The following is a 16001-nucleotide window of genomic DNA, read 5'->3' on the forward strand; positions in this document are numbered from 1 at the left end:
CGGGTTCATTCGCCGGTCGAGCGCCCGTCTCAGATGCTCCGCAAATCCCCCGCCGCGACTACCGGTCCGGTCGGCGCGCCGGTGGGCGAGCCGCCTTTGGGTTCGAGGCTGATGGCGAAGACGGCGCCGGAGGCGATCTTTTGCTGAAGGTCCTGCGAGACGGCGAGGTGCACGTTCGATCCGGCGGGGATGACGCCGAGCGACTGCGGCGGCTGGTTGTTCTCGATCACCCAGAGTTCGAAGTCGCGATCTGCCGCGCGCTCGCCCGTCACGTGCGACAGGCCGATGTCCTTCGCACGGGCGTCGTAGACGACGAAATAATGCACGTCGCTCTGTTGCGGGGCGAGCGAGGCGACCAGCCGCCCGGCGGGCTCGACCTGAGGCGGCGGCGACACGAGGGGGAGCGCGATATACAGGGCGAGTGCTGCGAGCGCCGCCACCGTCAGCCCACGCCAGAAGGCGAGGCTCTGCCAGAGGCCGGCCCTTGCGGCGGCGGGCGTGGCGGCATTCGCGAAGAGGCGGCGGTCGAGCGCCTGTTTCACCGCGGCCGGAGGCTCCGCCGGCGCGTAAGCGTCTCCCATCGGCGCGAGTGTCACCTCCCAGCGGTCGACCAAGCGTGCGAAGCCGGCGTCCTCTTCGATGCGGCGCGCGGCGGCCGCGCGGTCCTCGGCGCCGAGCGTGCCGAGAACGTATTCGGCGGCGACGGCGTCGTCGCCTCCGAGTTCCCTCTCGCTGTCGTCGGTGCCGTTCATCGTTCCAGGCATTCCCTGAGTTTCAACAGGCTGCGCCGCAGCCAGGTACGCATCGTGTTGAGCGGAACCTTGTACCGCGCGGCGAGATCCGCATAGCTCTCACCCGCAATGTAGGCACCGCGCACGGCGGCTGCCTTGTCCTTTTCCAGTTCATCGAGGCAGGAGAATATCCTGTCACGTTCGCCGCCGGCCACCGCCAGCGCTTCAGGTCCCGGCGCCGGGTCGGCGACGTCCAGCGCCTCGTCCAGGTCGACCGCCGGTCGCCGCCTCTGCCGTATCCGGTCGATCGAATGGTTGCGAGCGATGGCGACCAGCCAAGAGATCGGGCTGAGATCGGAGACGGCGAAACGGTCGGCCTTGGTCCATATCTTGACGTAGACCTCCTGCAGCGCCTCCTCGGCCTCCGTCCGGTCGTTCAAGACACGCAGACAGACGCCAAAGAGTTTCGCGCTCGTCTGCCGGTAGAGCAGATCGAACGCTGCGCGATCCTTCATCGAGGTGCGCACGATCAACTTCGTGATGTCCTGAGGCGTCATCGCGGCCAAGTTAGGGCCTTGCGGGACATTTGCAACGGGCGACGGTGCGCGTCCGACGCGGATTTTTTCCGCTTCATTGCCAAGTTCGCGCGCGGTCGGGTAGCGTCGACGAGGAACGGGGGGAGCGCGCCATGTCAGCCGAACGGGTTTTGTGGGAATACGACGCGGTGGGGCAGGCCGAACTGGTGCGGAAGGGGGACATATCGCCCTCCGAACTCGTCGAGGCCGCGATTGCGCGGCTGGAGAAGGTCAATCCGCAGATCAACTGCGTGGCGGAGAAGACCTATGAGCACGCGCGGGCCGCCGCGAAGACCGTCGACCGTAACGCGCCTCTCGCCGGCGTGCCCTTCGCGATCAAGGATCTCGGTATCGCCCAGAAAGGCATAGCAACCCATTCCGGCAGCCGCGCGCCGGTGTTCGTGCCGGACTTCGATTCCGTTCTCACCGAGCGCTACCGCGCCGCCGGGCTGATCCCGATCGCGACGACCACCTCCCCGGAATACGGTCTGAGGCTGATGACGGAATCGGCCGCGTTCGGCGTCACCCGCAATCCTTGGAACACGGCGCATACGACGGGCGGCTCGTCCGGAGGGTCGTCCTCGATCGTCGCAGCAGGCGTGGTCGCGGCCGCCCATGCCTCGGACGGCGGCGGCTCGATCCGCGTGCCGTCCGCCTGCACCGGCCTCGTCGGCATGAAGACCTCGCGCGGCCGCGTGCCGCTGTCGCCGCTGGTGACGGAGAGCTGGTACGGCTTCGTCGTCGACCATGCGGTGAGCCGCACCGTGCGCGACAGCGCCACGCTGCTCGACCTGACGCATGGGCCCGATCCGCTGGCACCCTATGCTGCCCGCCCGCCGAAGGGAACGTTCGCGGCAGCCGCTGCGCGCGATCCTGGAAGGCTGACGCTCGCCGTCTACCGCGGCTCGCCGCTCGGGCTGGAAATCTCGAAGGAGACGCTGGCCGCGCTGGACACGGCGGTGGCGCTGGCGCGTGAGGGCGGCCATTCGGTCGAGGAGATCGACCTGCCCTATATCGATCGCCAGTTCATGGCGGATTTCGCCGGCAGCGTCGCCTCCGCCGTTGCCGGCCTGCTGCGCATGGAGCGCGTCCGCAACGGCCGCGACATCGCAGGCGATGTCGAGCGCGCGTCGCGGGTGCTGGGCCGATACGGCGAGCTGCGGACCGCCGGCGAGACCTATGCGGCGCTGGAGCGCCTGCATGCGGCATCGCGGCAGCTGATCACCGAGACGGCGAAATACAGCGCCGTGCTGATGCCGATCATCGCGCACCCGCCGCTCGCCGTCGGCGCGATGAACCCCAAGGGCGCAGACGAGCTCATCGAGAACCTGCTCGACAGGCTGCGGCTCACCTGGCTGCTCAAGCTCCCGCAGTTCTTCGGCCAGCTTCTGGACAAGAGCCTCTGGTTCACCCACTGGCCGGCGATCCAGAACATCTCCGGCCAGCCTTCCATTGCCCTTCCGGTGCACCTGACAGAGACCGGCCTACCGCTCGGCGTGCAGGCCGCCGGCCGCCCCGGCGACGAGGAGACGCTCTACAGCCTCGCCGGGCAGCTGGAACGGATTTCCGGCTGGGACAGGCGGCGTGCGCGGCTGGAGATGCCGCGATAGGTCACTTTCTGCCGGCATCGGATCGCCGGGCTTCATAGGCTTCCCGGCAGAGCGGCGATAGGTCAGCGAGATTCTCCTCAAAGCAAGCCTTTACGCGTCCTCCGCCCGGGCGTGTACTCCGGACACAACCTACGGAAGTCAGACATGCACGCGGCGCGCTGCTCGCTCGTCGGCTCGGGCGCGGCGCCTTGCGCAAGACCAGACAGTGAGGCAAGGACAATCGCGAAAGCGGTCGGAAAAATGTATCGCAGACGGGGCAGGCGGTGAATGCGTTTCATCGATATGTTCTCCTGATGCTGATGATACGCTTCGACAGGGCAGACCCTTCGCGAGGGCAGACCTTCGCGCCGCCGTCGTCAGTTCTTGTCCATGAACCGTTGGACCAATCGCTTACGGGTTTCGGCCGGAAGCTCCGCCACCGTCGAAACGAACGCATCCGTAAGTGCGTCGCCGATCTGGCTCCGGTGCTGCCTTGCTTCGTCGATCGCCGCCCGGAGCGCTGCCTGATCCAGCTCCTTTTGCTCCAGGATCGCAGCGCTCCGCGCCAGCGCATCGCTGTACAGCGACATCTGATGGTCTGCCATGGATTTGAGGGCGTCTAGCCGCGCCCTAAGGTTCGTGGAGGCCGGTTCGGGGAGGTGCTCGGCGATTCGGTAGGCCATCGCCATCGGCACCGGTTGAATCAGCCCCATCCGGCTGCGGGTCGCCGATGCTGCCCAGTAGGTCACGACGAAGACATTGACGGCGACAGAAAGGAGGAGAAGCACCGCGAGGGCGCGCCGGCCTGGCATGTCAGCCTCCCATCATGAAGAAAGAGGGATCGCTGTATGAGAACGCGGCTGCAAGAAGGTCGGAAAGGCTTGCGTCGGACGCTCCCGACACCGTGACACCCGAAAGGCCGAGATACGCTCCAAGGAGGCCGGCGGCGACCATGCCCGCGAGGGGGCTTGCGAGAGAGCGAATCCATGTGAACCGCAGAGGCTGGTTCGCCTGTGCGGCGATACGGGCGTTGACCGCCGCGATTGACCGTTCCGCACGCCGTTTCTCTACGACTGGGCCAGCCGTGCCGATGAAATCATCGAACAGCGCTGTCTCGCGCAGGACCGACGCCGCCCAAGGCTGGCGCGCCGCTGCCGTCGCTTCGCTCCGAAATCGTTCGGGCCAGCGCTCGATGTCGGCGCCGAATGTCTCGGCAAGCTCGCGGAAGTCATCTTCGTTCATCTTTGCTCTCCCTGCTTCCAGATCAAGTTCACGTAGTCTCGGCATGCACTGCGGCCGCGGGTCAGAAGCGACTCGAAACTCTTCTCCGATACTCCGAGGATGGACGCCCCGTCCCGAACGCTCACGTCATCGAGATGGAACAGCACCACCGCCGCGCGCTGCCGGTCAGGCAAAGATGCGATGGCGGCGGCGGCGAGCCGACGTCGTTCCAGGTCTATCAATATGTCGTCCGCCGCCGGCCGATCCTCGGCCACCTCCTCCACCTCCGCGAGCCCCTCGTGCTGCCGCTTGCGACGGCGGTCGAGCGCAAGATTGGTGAGGATCTGGTAGAGCCAGGTCGAAAAGCGCGCGCGGCCAGAATCGAAGCGGGCGGCATGGCGCCATACCCTTATGAACGCCTCCTGCGCGATCTCATCCGCATCGGCACTATTGCCGACCAGCCGGGCCGTGAACCGGATAGAGCGGCCCATATGACGGTCCATCAGAACCCTGAACGCACGCTGGTCGCCTCGCACGACGGCAAGCACAAGGGTCTCGTCGTCCAAGTCTTGCACGTCGTCCGCCACCGCCACGAGCCGCTCCGATCGACGCCTTAGAGCATACACGAAAAAGGCCGTCCGCGGCTCGACATGATCAGAAGTGGAGGTTTAGACCGATGCGGACTGTGTGCGCATTCAGTTCGACATTGCTCGATCCGACAACGCCGGTGTCGGTGCCGGAAGGGTCGATGACGCTGCCGTTGGCCGTCTGCGCCAGATGGACAAACTGATATTCGCCGCGCAGCGAGATGGTTTCGGTCACCGCGCGTTCGTAGCCGGCGCCGACCGCGTATCCGGTTGCGATCTTGTCGGGCGTGACGAGGGTGGCGGTGAAGCCGTCCTGTCCTGCAAGATCGATCGTTCCGTCCAGCCCGCCATAGGCAAAGCCGCCGGTCGCGTAGAAGAGATTACGCCCGGCGGCGTAGCCCACGCGCGCCCGCACCGTGCCATACCAGTCTAGGCTCGTAGAGCTCGTGCCGAGCGTTTGGTCAAAGGCAGCGGCGGTTGTTTCGTCACGGAGGTCCGAAACCTGGATATCGGCCTCGACGCCAAAGACAAGGTGGCCTGTCTGCCAGTTGTGACCGGCCTGGAGCCCGCCCGAGAACCCCTCAGGCGACAGCGAGCCCAGCAGGATCGGGGCCATGTCCGGAAATGCCTGAGCGTCGACTTCATCGCTCGATGCTGCGCCGTAACCTGCATTTATACCGGCGTAGAAGCCGCGCCATGAGCGGACGGCAGCCCCGCCAAAGCGATCGACCGAAGGTGACTCGAGATCGCCGGTCGGATCGGCGGCTGCCGCCGCGAAGCAGGCAGCCACCCATATGCAGGAGGCAAGTGCAACGGTACGCACGACACTATTATGCATAAAGAAGACCCTTCGATTGGAAGCCCTTGATCGGGACATGCCGCTAATACGGTCCGACCCGGGATTTCCTTCGCGACCTAAATCGCGGCAGCGCCTTCGAGGGATTTATGCCGCGCTCGCGTATCTGGAGCATCTTCAACGGGAGCATCCTCATGCGGTATATACGAGCACTTCTCTCCGCCCTGGCCGTTGTCGGCTCGACCCGGCTGGCGCCGGCCGCCGACGTCGTCATCGTCGCGCCCAGGCCCGGTCCGGTCCGGGTGGTTTCACCATTGCCGCGGCCAGTCGACGTGGTGATCGTCCGACCAGAGCACTGTTGGATCGAGACCGATTACATTCGAGTGGGCGACAGGCACGTCGTGCGGAGAGTGAAACGCTGCCGGTGAGCCTGCCGGCGGAGTTGTCTCGCGCAGATGCTTTGAACCCGTCGCATTCTTGCGCTAGAACGCCGCCGACCTCTCCAGCCGGGACCGCCTGATGACGACCGATACTGCCGCCACCGCCGAAATGCAGGCGCGCCTGCTTTCCAACGCGCTGCCCTACATGCAGCGCTACGAGAACAAGACCGTCGTGGTGAAATATGGCGGCCATGCCATGGGCGACGCGGCGCTAGGCCAGGCCTTTGCGCGCGATATCGCGCTGCTCAAGCAGTCGGGCGTCAACCCGATCGTCGTTCACGGCGGCGGGCCGCAGATCGGCGCGATGCTCAACAAGATGGGCATCGAATCGAAGTTCGAGGGCGGGCTGCGCGTTACCGACCAGAAGACGGTCGAGATCGTCGAGATGGTGCTCGCCGGCTCGATCAACAAGGAGATCGTCGCGCTTATCAACGCCGAGGGCGAATGGGCGATCGGGCTCTGCGGCAAGGACGGCAACATGGTCTTCGCGGAGAAGGCCAAGAAGACGATGATCGATCCCGATTCGAACATCGAGAAGGTGCTCGACCTGGGCTTCGTCGGCGAGCCGGTCGAGGTCGACCGCACGCTGCTCGACCTTCTGGCCCGCTCGGAGATGATCCCGGTGCTGGCGCCTGTGGCGCCCGGCCGCGACGGCCACACCTACAACATCAATGCCGACACCTTCGCGGGCGCCATTGCGGGTGCGCTGAACGCAACGCGCCTCCTGTTCCTAACCGACGTTCCGGGGGTGATGGACAAGGACAAGAAGGTGATCGCCGAACTGACCGTCGCGCAAGCCAAGGCGCTGATCCGCGACGGCACAATCTCCGGCGGCATGATCCCGAAAGTGGAGACCTGCATCGAGGCGATCGAGCGCGGCGTCGAGGGCGTCGTCATCCTCAACGGCAAGACACCGCACGCGGTGCTGCTTGAACTGTTCACCCAGCACGGCGCGGGAACGCTCATCGTGCCGTAGGGCGGAAGGCGCGGAGCCGCACCTGCGCGAAAGTCATCCCGGACGCCAGAGGCGATCCGAGAACCTTTCTTGTATACGATTGGCTTCCGCCGAGACTCGAACCGGCAATGGATACCGGATGGCCTTCGGCCTCCGGTATGATCAAGCATTGGGTTACGACGCCACCGTCCGCGCCAGGTGCTCTGCCAGCCGCAGTGAGAGCGCAGTGAGCGTGGTCGTCGGCGTGCATTGGCCGGCGGTCGAATAGACGGACGAGCCGGCGACGTAGAGGTTCTCCATGCCGTGCACGCGGCTGTCGGCGTCGACTACGCTGGTGGCCGGGTCGGTGCCCATGCGGGTACCGCCCATGTGGTGGTTGCCGGCGAGCTCCATGTCGGTCGGCCAGTCCTCGCCGTTCAGCACCCAGTCGCTGATGTGCAGGCGGCCGATGTCCTTGAGCGCGATGTCCTCGCCGAAAAGGCGCATCGATTCGATCAGCGTCTTGCGGTCGAGGTCGCCCTTCTTCCAGTGCAGCTCCATGCGCGGCACGCCCGCCGCGTCACGCTCGGTCTGGGACAGGGCGATATGGTTCGATTCGATGGGCGGCTGCTCCCAGTCGATGTGGACGCGCGCGCTGCACTGCAGATGCATGCCGATCGCGGTCGAGACCCATTCCGTGAAACGCGGCGCGTAGCAGGCCATCTCGGCGATCATCTTCTTGGTGCCGTGATAGGGCATGGTCTCGAGCTGGATGTGGAAGTTCGCCAGACCGCGGGCTGCCAGCGCTTCCGGCGTCGGGATCATGAAGCACTCGCCGTCCTCGTCGAATTCGAGCGCGTCCTTGTTGGTGATGAAGGCGTTGCCGGCCCAGTACATCGGATGTTCCATCCAGTAGCGGCCGAGCGCCTTGGCGTTCGGGACCACGGCACCATTCGACTGCGCGTTGGACCACAAGAGCAGGCGGGAGTTTTCCAGCCCACCCGTCGCGACGACGAAATAGGGCGCGGTAAAGTCGCCCGCCGGGGCGCCGGCCGAGTAGAGCTTCGCGCCGGTGACGGCCTTGCCGTTGCCGGCGAGTTCCAGAACGGTGGTGTTGAGCACGACGGCGACGTTGCGGCTCGCCTCCAGCTCGTCGCGGAACTGCGTGCCGAAACGGACCGCGTCGCTCTTGATCAGGTCCATGCGGCCGAAATTGTCGGTGAGCGCATGCGTCGGCTTGAACTCGCGCAGGCCGAGGATCGAGCGCGTCTCGTCGAGGAAGGGCTCGATGTCGGCGTGACGGATCGGCCAGCCCGAGTTCGGGATCCAGGACTTCGGCTCGAAATCGTAGGCGTCGAGAACCCGGCACCAGCCGGCCCAGTGGTTCGACGATCCGCCGAGATAGCGCAGCCGCGTCACGTCCAGGTCGAAATACTGGTCGCCGACGGTGACGCCCTTGTAGAAGTCCTGCGACTCCTCGGTGATCTCCTCGCCGCCCGCTTCGAACAGCACACAGGGGATGCCGCGCGCATCGAGCTTGCGGGCAATGGTGATGCCGGCGACGCCGCCGCCAACGATCGCGACGCGCGGGGCGTGGCTCGCCGCCCGGTAGGCGGCCATGTCCTCGAAGATCATGCGAGGTCGCTCCGCTTCAGGATCCAGCCGTCGACCTCGACAATGTCGTCATGTTGGGTCGGGCGGATATACTTGAAGAGGGCGATGGCGGGCAGGGCGAAGAGAAGCGCCTTGAGGATGCCGCGGCGGCTGGTCTTGGGCAGGGGTGACTCGGATCGTGTCATCGTTGCGGTCCCGGGTTGATACATTCGGTGCTGCCGGTTCAATTCGGCACGCCTGCATCTGCTCAAGCCAGAAGCGTGCCACTGCTGGTTGGCTATCGGGCTTCCGGGCCATTCACGCCCGGCATGGTTTTCAAATCCTTACCGGAGCCATGCGCCCGGAAAATCTTTCGACGGAATGGCTAACCGTCAATCAACGACCAGAAGCAACAGGATTCCGCAGACGATCAAGATACAGCCGATGGTCTCGAAACGGTTGATCTTCTCCTTGAAGAAGAACACCGACGAGGCAAAGGTAAAGATCATCTCGATCTGCGCCAGCGCCTTGACGATGGCCGCCTGCTGCAGCGTCATCGCCATGAACCAGCCGAACGAGGCGCTCGCGCCGACGAAGCCGACGAACAGCGACGGCTTCCAGGCGGCCGCGATGCGGGACAGCTCCGCGCGGTCGCGCGCCAGCATCCACAGCGCCATGATGAGCGTCTGGAAGGAGATCACCACCAGCAGTGTGACAGCGGCCTGCATGGCGAAGGTGGGACCGCCGAGCGACAGCGAGGCCGCCCGGTAGGCGACCGCCGAAATGCCGAAGCAGGTGCCGGAGGCGAGCCCGATCAGCGCCGTGCGTGAGAAGGTGGTGGTGACGAGGTTGCGCAGGGTGAGCGCTGCGTGCGCGACGGAGATCAGCATCACGCCGAACACCGACACCGCGATCGCCATCAATGTGCCCGCCGTCACCGTCTCGCCGAGGAAGACGAGGCCGAACAGCGCTGCCTGCGCCGGCTCGGTGCGCGAATAGGCAGTGCCGACGGCGAAGTTGCGGAACGAGAACAGGTGCACGAGCAGGAATGTCGCGACGATCTGCGTCAGCCCGCCGACGACAACCCAGCCGAGGAATTCGGCCGAGATCGCCGGAAAGGTATAGCCGCCGGCGCGGTTGAGGATGACGGTGTAGAGGACGGCAAAGGGGAGGCCGAAGCCGAAGCGCACGAAGGTTGCGCCCGTCGTGCCCATCACACCCTTGAGGTGCTTCTGGCCGACCGAGCGCAGGTTCTGCAGGAACGCAGACGCGATCGTGATGGGTATCCACAGTTCCAAGAGAGCCCCCGGGGCGAATGTCCGCCGCGGGTCTTAGTCTCTATCGTGCGAGTCTTGCAATGCGCCTGCGACGCCGCCTCATGCCGCCAGCCGCTTCTCGGTCTCGAACATGACGCGGTTGCGGCCGGCATTCTTGGCCCGGTAGAGTTGGCGGTCGGCCTGTCGCATCAGCTCGCCGATCCTGGCGTCCGGCCAGCACATCGTGCCGCCGATGCTGATGGTGAGCTGCAGCGTCCGTCCCTGGCTCGGCATGAAGCCGATCGCCTCGACCTCGGCACGTATGCGCTCGGCGGCGTGTTCCGCTTGGCTGACATCCGTGCCGGAGAGTAAAACCGCGAACTCCTCGCCGCCGATGCGGCCGACGATGTCGGTCTCGCCCGTCGCGCGGCTGATCGCGGCGGCGATCTCCATCAGGGCGTCGTCGCCGACGAGATGGCCGTAATTGTCGTTGATCCGCTTGAAGTGGTCGGCATCGACGAGCAGCAGCGCGCCGCGGTTCGACCTGCGCCGGGTGGCCTCCAGCGTGGCGAAGAACGCCTCGCGATTGAGGAAGCCGGTCATCGCGTCGCGTCGCGCCTTCTCGGCCAGCCTGGCGTTCGCCTGCTCCAGCGCGGCATGGGCGGCGCGAAGCTGGTCGTTGAGCACCTGCAGTCGCTGCTGCTGCCAGTAGGTGAAGGCGCTCGCGGGGAAGGCGATGACCAGCGGACACAGGATCGGCAGCCACAGGGACGCGCCGGATATTCCGATGCCCATCCCGGCGACGACCGCCAGCGAGGCGATGATCGACAGCACCGTCGCCAGCCCTGCCTTGATGAAGATCGAGACCATACTGCGTTCCATGGCGGCGTGATCGCAGATGAGGCTGAAATTCACGTTCAGTCGATCCGTAAAGTTTTAACGATCGTGGATCGATCGTTTCCCGATTGCCGCTTTTCGACCGCCATCGCCATGAAGTATGGAGCGGCATGACCAACAGTCCCGCTCCCGCCAGGTTCGCCCATGTCACCGACTGGGTTTTCGACCTCGACAACACGCTCTATCCGCATCACACGAACCTGTTCTCGCAGATCGACGTGAAGATGACGGCCTATGTGTCGGAGCTGCTGAAGCTGTCCGGCGAAGATGCGCGCAAGCTGCAGAAGCAGCTCTATCTCGAATACGGCACGACGCTGAACGGGCTGATGGAGCTGCATCGCATCGATCCGGACGACTTCCTCCAGAAGGTGCACGACATCGACTATTCCTGGGTCCAACCCAACCCGGTGCTGGGCGAGGCGATCAAGGCGCTGCCCGGCCGCAAGTTCATCTTCACCAACGGCGACCGCGGCCATGCGGAGCGCACGGCCCGCCAGCTCGGCGTGCTGGACGAGTTCGACGACATCTTCGACATCGTGGCAGCCGGGCTGACGCCGAAGCCGGCGCGCGGCACCTACGAGAAATTCGTCGAGCTGCACAAGGTCGCCGGTCCGAGCGCGGTGATGTTCGAGGATCTGGCGCGCAACCTTGTCGTGCCCAAGGCGCTCGGCATGACGACCGTGCTGATCGTGCCCAACAACTTCGAGCCGACCTTCTCCGAGATTTGGGAGCGTGACCCGGCGCTCGACGACGAGGTCGACTACGTCACCGATGATCTGACCGGGTTCCTGCGTACCATATTGGGACAGGCTTCCGCTTGAAGCGGTTCACTTCCGTCGAGGCGCGGATCGACGCGGCCGCGCACCGCGTGCTCGACCGGTTGCCGCAAGGCGGCGTGTCCGGCGCATTGGTCGAATTCGTCGTCTTCGGGCTGAAGCAGGCGTGGGCGTGCCTGTTCGGCGGCGCGCTGCTCGCCATCATGATCGTCACCGCGCTCGCCTGGCCGCAGGATGCGCCTCTCGAGCGCTACGATTTCCTCTTCCTCGCGGCGCTGTCGATCCAGGCGACACTGCTGGCTTTCAAGCTGGAGACGCCGAGGGAGGCCGTCGTCATCCTGATCTTCCATCTGGTCGGAACCGCGATGGAACTGTTCAAGACGAGCGCCGGGTCGTGGATCTATCCGGAGGAGGCGTTCTTCCGCATCGCCGGGGTGCCGCTGTTCTCGGGCTTCATGTATGCCGCGGTCGGCTCCTACATCGCCCGGATCACGCGCATCTTCGACATGCGCTACACCGACTATCCGTCGATCGCCGCGACGGCCGTGCTTGCGGCCGCGATCTACGCGAACTTCTTCCTCCATCATTTCATCTTCGACGCGCGTTGGGGCCTGTTCGCCTTCGCCTTCGTCCTGTTCCGCAGGACGCGGGTGCACTATCGCGTCTTCCGGCACACCCACCAGATGCGGCTGCTGGTCGGCTTTCTGCTGGTCGCGCTGTTCATCTGGTTCGCCGAGAACATCGCGACGTGGTCGCGGGCGTGGATCTACCCCTCGCAGGCGGACGGCTGGACGCCGGTCTCCCTGTCGAAGCTGGGCGCCTGGTATCTCCTGATGATCATCTCGTTCATGCTGGTCAGCCTCGTCCACCGGCCGCGGGGGCCGAGAGACGAGGCTCACTGAGCAGGTTTAGTGCTGGTGCCCACTGCCGCCGGTCGCGGACTTCACCGGCAAAGTGAGCTCGACCTTGCCCGCCTTCTCGAAGGTGAGCGTGACGGGCAGGGACTGGCCCTCCTTGAACGGCTCCGTGACCTGCGTGAACATCAGGTGCAGACCGCCCTGCTTGAGCTCGATGGTCTGACCGGCCGGGATCTCGACCCCGCCGTCGACCGGGCGCATCACCATCACGTTGTCCTTCATCTCCATCGAGTGGATCTCGGACTTGCCGGCAGCGGGAGTCGAGATGGCGACGAGCCGATCCGCCGCCGCGCCGCCATTGGTGATGGTGATATAGCCGCCGCCAGCGGGTTGGCCCGGCAGCATGGCGCGCAGCCAGCCGCCGGAGAGCGTCAGGTCGCCGGCCTTCACGGTGTCGGCCGCTGCGCCGTCGTGGTCGTGTCCGCCGCCCGATGCCGCTGCAATGGTGACGAAGGGAGCGGGGCGCTCCAGCGAATGCGGATCCTGACCTTCTGCCGCGATCTCGTTCCAGGCGACCTGTCCGTCCTTGCAGAGCTGCGTGACGATGAACGGGAGCCGCGTGCCCGGCTCGGCCGAGAGCGTGCCGCTGACGACGAACTCGTCGTAGAAGTCGTCGGCCAGGTCGCCGCCGCTCCAGGTGACGGTCTTGGTGCCCGACGAGACGTCCTTGCCGTGCAGCTTGTAGGCCTTGGCATAGTCGCCCTTTTCGACCGCGAGCTGCCAGCCGGCCTTCGGCATCGGCTTCGCACCGATGAAGCCCTCCGGCAGGTCGACCTTGACCGTGTTGGTGGCTTGGCCGTCGCAGCCGTGCGGAATGCGGACCACGGCCTTGTAGGATCCGGCCGGCGCCTCGGCGCTTTCCAGCGTGGAATGGGCGAAGGCGGTTACGATGGAAACGGCCGTGAGCGCACAGGCTGCGGCCAGGGGAAGGATATGACGACGCATGATGTCTCCTTTCGCGTCTGAAAAGTCATGACGGCCCGCGCGGTCGCGCAGGCCGATGGCTGATCAGGCGGAGAGGGGAGGCGCGCGTATGCCCGGAGGGCGTTCAGGCGGCAGGGAGGCAGGCGCGCGGTCGTCGGTGACGGGGAAGAGGGCAATGGCGACAGCCGGGATCGGCTCCCAGGCCGGCGCCGAGGCAAGGATCGCCTTGGCCATTGCCTTGAGGCCCCAGGCGCCGAGGACGCACTCGCCGCAGTCGTCGTGATGAATCGGCGTGCCATCCGGCAGCGGCTCCGCGCCCAGCATCGTGCAGATCACGAGATGGCCGTTGCTGCTCGCCTGCGCAACCGCCAGCGGCTGCACGGAATGGCCGATCATCAGGACGAGCGCGAGCAAAGCGAAGAGGCGCCGGTCGCGCCTCAGCCTTGCAAACCACGACACTGTCGCCCGATCCCGCATAGGGCATGCAATAACCCGCCCGGCGTGGCCGCGCCAGTGCGTCAAACTGGCTGTTCGATGCCGTAGAACGTCCTGATCACGTCCCATGCCTCGTCGGCGGTGTCGGCGTAGTCGATGATGTCCTGGTCGCCGGGCGAGATCGTGCCCTGCTCGGCGAGGAAGTCGAGGTTGATCGCGCGCGACCAGAAATCGCGACCGAACAGGATGACCGGGACGCGCTCCATGCGGCCGGTCTGGATCAGCGTCAGCGTCTCGAAGAACTCGTCCATGGTGCCGAAGCCACCGGGGAAGATCGCTACCGCCTTGGCGCGCATGATGAAATGCATCTTGCGGATCGCGAAATAGTGGAAGTTGAAGCAGAGCTCCGGCGTGACGAACAGGTTGGGCGCCTGCTCGTGCGGCAGCACGATGTTGAGGCCGATGGACGGCGCGCCGACATCCGCCGCGCCCCGGTTGCCCGCCTCCATGACGCCAGGCCCGCCGCCCGTCACCACGACGAACTCGCGGTGATAGGAGCCGGCCGAATGTTCGGAGCAGAGCCGGGCGAACTTGCGCGCCTCGTCGTAGTAGTGGCTGTTGGCCTTGAGGTTCTTTTCCTGGATTTCGTTCTTCGCGGCCCAGGCCGGGCCGCCCGGCTCCGGAATGCGCGCACCGCCGAACAGGATCACCGTCGAGCGGATGCCGCGCTCCGTCAGGATCATCTCCGGCTTCATCAGTTCGAGCTGCAGGCGCACCGCGCGCGTCTCGCGGCGGGTGAGGAAATCCTCGTCGTTCCAGGCGAGCCTGTAGGTCGTCGCACGCGTCTGCGGCGTGTCGGGAACCGCCTTGGCGCGCTCCAGATCCTCGTCGGAATGAGGCAGCGGCGTCCAGCCGTTCTTATCCATCGGATTCATCAGCAGTTTCCTTACCCGACCGTCTCTGTCCGTCCTGGATTTGCCGTGGGACCACAGTCCGGCGACGATCGAAGCGCAATTGACCCCACTATGCCCATGACATAGGTTCCGCGCGATTTCAGCCTAGCCGTCCAGCCGTTAACGGAGTGTTTTCCATGTCGAAGCCCGATCTGACCTCCCTCGAAAAGACGGTGGAGGCCGCATTCGAGGCACGTGACGGGATCAGCACCACGACCCGCGGCGAGGCGCGCGAGGCGATCGAGACGACGCTGGACCTGCTCGACAAGGGCGAGATCCGCGTCGCGGAGCGCGGCGCCGACGGCACCTGGCACGTGAACCAGTGGATGAAGAAGGCGGTGCTGCTCTCCTTCCGGCTCAACCCGATGGAGATCATCAAGGGCGGACCCGGCGACAGCGCCTGGTGGGACAAGGTCGCCTCCAAGTTCGACGGCTGGGGCGCAATGGACTTCGAGAAGGCCGGCTTCCGTGCCGTGCCCAACTGCGTCGTGCGCCGCTCGGCATACATCGCCCCCGGCGCGATCCTGATGCCGTCCTTCGTCAATCTCGGCGCGTATGTCGGCGCGGGTACCATGGTCGACACCTGGGTGACCGTCGGTTCCTGCGCCCAGATCGGCAAGAACGTGCACCTGTCCGGCGGCGTCGGCATCGGCGGCGTGCTGGAACCGCTGCAGGCCGGCCCGACGATCATCGAGGACAACTGCTTCATCGGCGCGCGCTCCGAGGTGGTGGAAGGCTGCATCGTGCGCGAGGGCTCGGTGCTTGGCATGGGCGTCTTCATCGGCAAGTCGACCAAGATCGTCGACCGCGCGACCGGCGAGGTGATGTATGGCGAGGTGCCGCCCTATTCCGTGGTGGTGGCGGGGACGCTGCCGGGCAAGCCTCTGCCCAACGGCCAGCCTGGGCCGAGCCTCTACTGCGCCGTCATCGTCAAGCGGGTCGACGAGGGAACCCGCTCGAAGACGTCGATCAACGATCTCCTGCGGGACTGAGCGATGGGCGGCCTGTCGGCGCGGCAGCTTCTCTGGCTCTTCTTGCGGATGAACGGCCGCATTAGTCGCGCGGCCTATCTTCTGGCAGGCCTGCTTGCAAATCTGGTGCCCGGTTTCCTGCTTTACCGCTTCACTCTGGCGCCGGTCGAGAGCCAGGCGGCGGATTCCTGGGCGATCGCCTTTGTTCTCATAGGCTTGCTGTCGGTCTGGAGCATTTTCGCATTGAGCGTGAAACGGGTGCATGATCTGGGCAAGCCAGGCCCGTATGCGCTTGCGCTTTTCGTCCCTGTGATCTCCTACGTGGTCTTCATCGTCCTTTGTGTCATGCCTGGCGATCCTGCGCCGAACCGTTACGGCGCCGAAACCAACTCGCCGGGGTGACGCG

At 65.5% G+C, this 16001-nt stretch carries 19 protein-coding genes; 6 read left to right on the forward strand and 13 right to left on the reverse strand.

The genetic code is table 11. From position 1 onward, the window contains the following. Positions 1-29 precede the first annotated feature (29 nt). The gene (locus LRS09_RS16095; RefSeq protein ID WP_257807824.1) at positions 30-752 is read right to left on the reverse strand and encodes an anti-sigma factor domain-containing protein; all 723 of its coding nucleotides are present in this window, start codon (positions 750-752) and stop codon (positions 30-32) included. Beyond that, positions 749-1288, reverse strand: a complete 540-nt coding sequence (locus LRS09_RS16100; protein WP_257810213.1) for a sigma-70 family RNA polymerase sigma factor — start codon at positions 1286-1288, stop codon at positions 749-751. Before LRS09_RS16100 ends, LRS09_RS16095 begins: the two co-directional genes overlap by 4 nt. 131 nt (positions 1289-1419) lie before the next feature. Here LRS09_RS16100 and LRS09_RS16105 point away from each other — a divergent pair, with 131 nt between their 5' ends. Further along, a complete protein-coding gene (locus LRS09_RS16105) occupies positions 1420-2916 on the forward strand; it encodes an amidase (RefSeq protein ID WP_257807825.1) in 1497 nt (498 codons plus the stop codon). A 356-nt stretch (positions 2917-3272) separates the two neighbouring features. Here the strand turns inward: LRS09_RS16105 and LRS09_RS16110 are convergent, their stop codons facing one another. The 4 genes from LRS09_RS16110 to LRS09_RS16125 all read right to left on the reverse strand — a co-directional run bounded on the left by LRS09_RS16110 (position 3273) and on the right by LRS09_RS16125 (position 5493). Beyond that, positions 3273-3707 carry a periplasmic heavy metal sensor gene (locus LRS09_RS16110; protein ID WP_257807826.1) on the reverse strand — a complete coding sequence of 145 codons (435 nt, stop codon included), beginning with the start codon at positions 3705-3707 and terminating at the stop codon, positions 3273-3275. Between the two features lies 1 nt (position 3708). Further along, a complete protein-coding gene (locus LRS09_RS16115) occupies positions 3709-4137 on the reverse strand; it encodes a hypothetical protein (protein WP_257807827.1) in 429 nt (142 codons plus the stop codon). Next, the gene (locus LRS09_RS16120; RefSeq protein ID WP_257807828.1) at positions 4134-4691 is read right to left on the reverse strand and encodes a sigma-70 family RNA polymerase sigma factor; all 558 of its coding nucleotides are present in this window, start codon (positions 4689-4691) and stop codon (positions 4134-4136) included. The genes LRS09_RS16115 and LRS09_RS16120 overlap by 4 nt, the downstream gene beginning before the upstream one ends. A gap of 79 nt (positions 4692-4770) precedes the next feature. Then, entirely contained in the window at positions 4771-5493 is a 723-nt protein-coding gene (locus tag LRS09_RS16125; protein WP_257807829.1) for an outer membrane protein, read from the reverse strand. Positions 5494-6018: 525 nt separating this feature from the next. Between LRS09_RS16125 and argB the strand changes: the two genes are divergently transcribed. Further along, positions 6019-6915: an acetylglutamate kinase gene (argB, locus tag LRS09_RS16130; protein ID WP_257807831.1), complete on the forward strand. Its 897-nt coding sequence runs from the start codon at positions 6019-6021 to the stop codon at positions 6913-6915. 153 nt (positions 6916-7068) lie between these two features. Here argB and LRS09_RS16135 read toward each other — a convergent pair whose 3' ends face one another. From LRS09_RS16135 to LRS09_RS16150, 4 genes are all read right to left on the reverse strand, one after another. Continuing rightward, positions 7069-8508 (reverse strand): GMC oxidoreductase, encoded by a 1440-nt coding sequence (locus LRS09_RS16135; RefSeq protein ID WP_257807833.1) that lies wholly within the window; start codon positions 8506-8508, stop codon positions 7069-7071. Next, on the reverse strand, positions 8505-8672 hold the full coding sequence (locus LRS09_RS16140; RefSeq protein ID WP_176247478.1) for a hypothetical protein: 168 nt from the start codon (positions 8670-8672) through the stop codon (positions 8505-8507). Before LRS09_RS16140 ends, LRS09_RS16135 begins: the two co-directional genes overlap by 4 nt. Before the next feature lie 186 nt (positions 8673-8858). Next, complete coding sequence (locus LRS09_RS16145; protein ID WP_257807835.1) at positions 8859-9764, reverse strand: DMT family transporter; 906 nt, start codon at positions 9762-9764, stop codon at positions 8859-8861. Positions 9765-9842: 78 nt separating this feature from the next. After that, positions 9843-10637, reverse strand: a complete 795-nt coding sequence (locus LRS09_RS16150; protein WP_308240309.1) for a GGDEF domain-containing protein — start codon at positions 10635-10637, stop codon at positions 9843-9845. A gap of 92 nt (positions 10638-10729) precedes the next feature. Here LRS09_RS16150 and LRS09_RS16155 point away from each other — a divergent pair, with 92 nt between their 5' ends. Together LRS09_RS16155 and LRS09_RS16160 are read left to right on the forward strand one after the other, a co-directional pair. Beyond that, positions 10730-11440 carry a pyrimidine 5'-nucleotidase gene (locus tag LRS09_RS16155; protein ID WP_257807837.1) on the forward strand — a complete coding sequence of 237 codons (711 nt, stop codon included), beginning with the start codon at positions 10730-10732 and terminating at the stop codon, positions 11438-11440. Continuing rightward, complete coding sequence (locus LRS09_RS16160; RefSeq protein WP_257807838.1) at positions 11437-12297, forward strand: DUF817 domain-containing protein; 861 nt, start codon at positions 11437-11439, stop codon at positions 12295-12297. The genes LRS09_RS16155 and LRS09_RS16160 overlap by 4 nt, the downstream gene beginning before the upstream one ends. A gap of 6 nt (positions 12298-12303) precedes the next feature. Here the strand turns inward: LRS09_RS16160 and LRS09_RS16165 are convergent, their stop codons facing one another. The 3 genes from LRS09_RS16165 to LRS09_RS16175 all read right to left on the reverse strand — a co-directional run bounded on the left by LRS09_RS16165 (position 12304) and on the right by LRS09_RS16175 (position 14606). Further along, positions 12304-13257, reverse strand: a complete 954-nt coding sequence (locus LRS09_RS16165) for a DUF1775 domain-containing protein (protein WP_257807839.1) — start codon at positions 13255-13257, stop codon at positions 12304-12306. A gap of 63 nt (positions 13258-13320) precedes the next feature. Beyond that, positions 13321-13695 carry a DUF2946 family protein gene (locus LRS09_RS16170; protein ID WP_257807840.1) on the reverse strand — a complete coding sequence of 125 codons (375 nt, stop codon included), beginning with the start codon at positions 13693-13695 and terminating at the stop codon, positions 13321-13323. A 59-nt stretch (positions 13696-13754) separates the two neighbouring features. Beyond that, the gene (locus tag LRS09_RS16175; RefSeq protein ID WP_257807842.1) at positions 13755-14606 is read right to left on the reverse strand and encodes an LOG family protein; all 852 of its coding nucleotides are present in this window, start codon (positions 14604-14606) and stop codon (positions 13755-13757) included. A gap of 155 nt (positions 14607-14761) precedes the next feature. Here LRS09_RS16175 and dapD point away from each other — a divergent pair, with 155 nt between their 5' ends. After that, positions 14762-15616 (forward strand): 2,3,4,5-tetrahydropyridine-2,6-dicarboxylate N-succinyltransferase, encoded by an 855-nt coding sequence (dapD, locus tag LRS09_RS16180; RefSeq protein WP_257807843.1) that lies wholly within the window; start codon positions 14762-14764, stop codon positions 15614-15616. Between the two features lie 3 nt (positions 15617-15619). Then, positions 15620-15997, forward strand: a complete 378-nt coding sequence (locus LRS09_RS16185; RefSeq protein ID WP_257807844.1) for a DUF805 domain-containing protein — start codon at positions 15620-15622, stop codon at positions 15995-15997. Positions 15998-16001: the final 4 nt, after the last annotated feature.

The sequence above is a fragment of the Mesorhizobium sp. J428 genome (assembly GCF_024699925.1).
Taxonomy (GTDB): domain Bacteria; phylum Pseudomonadota; class Alphaproteobacteria; order Rhizobiales; family Rhizobiaceae; genus Mesorhizobium_A.

Coding starts and splice junctions, on each gene's coding strand:
- LRS09_RS16095 (WP_257807824.1), bottom strand. CDS start 752: ATGAACGGCACCGACGACAGCGAGAGGGAACTCGGAGGCGACGACGCC.
- LRS09_RS16100 (WP_257810213.1), bottom strand. CDS start 1,288: ATGACGCCTCAGGACATCACGAAGTTGATCGTGCGCACCTCGATGAAG.
- LRS09_RS16105 (WP_257807825.1), top strand. CDS start 1,420: ATGTCAGCCGAACGGGTTTTGTGGGAATACGACGCGGTGGGGCAGGCC.
- LRS09_RS16110 (WP_257807826.1), bottom strand. CDS start 3,707: ATGCCAGGCCGGCGCGCCCTCGCGGTGCTTCTCCTCCTTTCTGTCGCC.
- LRS09_RS16115 (WP_257807827.1), bottom strand. CDS start 4,137: ATGAACGAAGATGACTTCCGCGAGCTTGCCGAGACATTCGGCGCCGAC.
- argB (WP_257807831.1), top strand. CDS start 6,019: ATGACGACCGATACTGCCGCCACCGCCGAAATGCAGGCGCGCCTGCTT.
- LRS09_RS16135 (WP_257807833.1), bottom strand. CDS start 8,508: ATGATCTTCGAGGACATGGCCGCCTACCGGGCGGCGAGCCACGCCCCG.
- LRS09_RS16140 (WP_176247478.1), bottom strand. CDS start 8,672: ATGACACGATCCGAGTCACCCCTGCCCAAGACCAGCCGCCGCGGCATC.
- LRS09_RS16155 (WP_257807837.1), top strand. CDS start 10,730: ATGACCAACAGTCCCGCTCCCGCCAGGTTCGCCCATGTCACCGACTGG.
- LRS09_RS16165 (WP_257807839.1), bottom strand. CDS start 13,257: ATGCGTCGTCATATCCTTCCCCTGGCCGCAGCCTGTGCGCTCACGGCC.
- LRS09_RS16175 (WP_257807842.1), bottom strand. CDS start 14,606: ATGAATCCGATGGATAAGAACGGCTGGACGCCGCTGCCTCATTCCGAC.
- dapD (WP_257807843.1), top strand. CDS start 14,762: ATGTCGAAGCCCGATCTGACCTCCCTCGAAAAGACGGTGGAGGCCGCA.
- LRS09_RS16185 (WP_257807844.1), top strand. CDS start 15,620: ATGGGCGGCCTGTCGGCGCGGCAGCTTCTCTGGCTCTTCTTGCGGATG.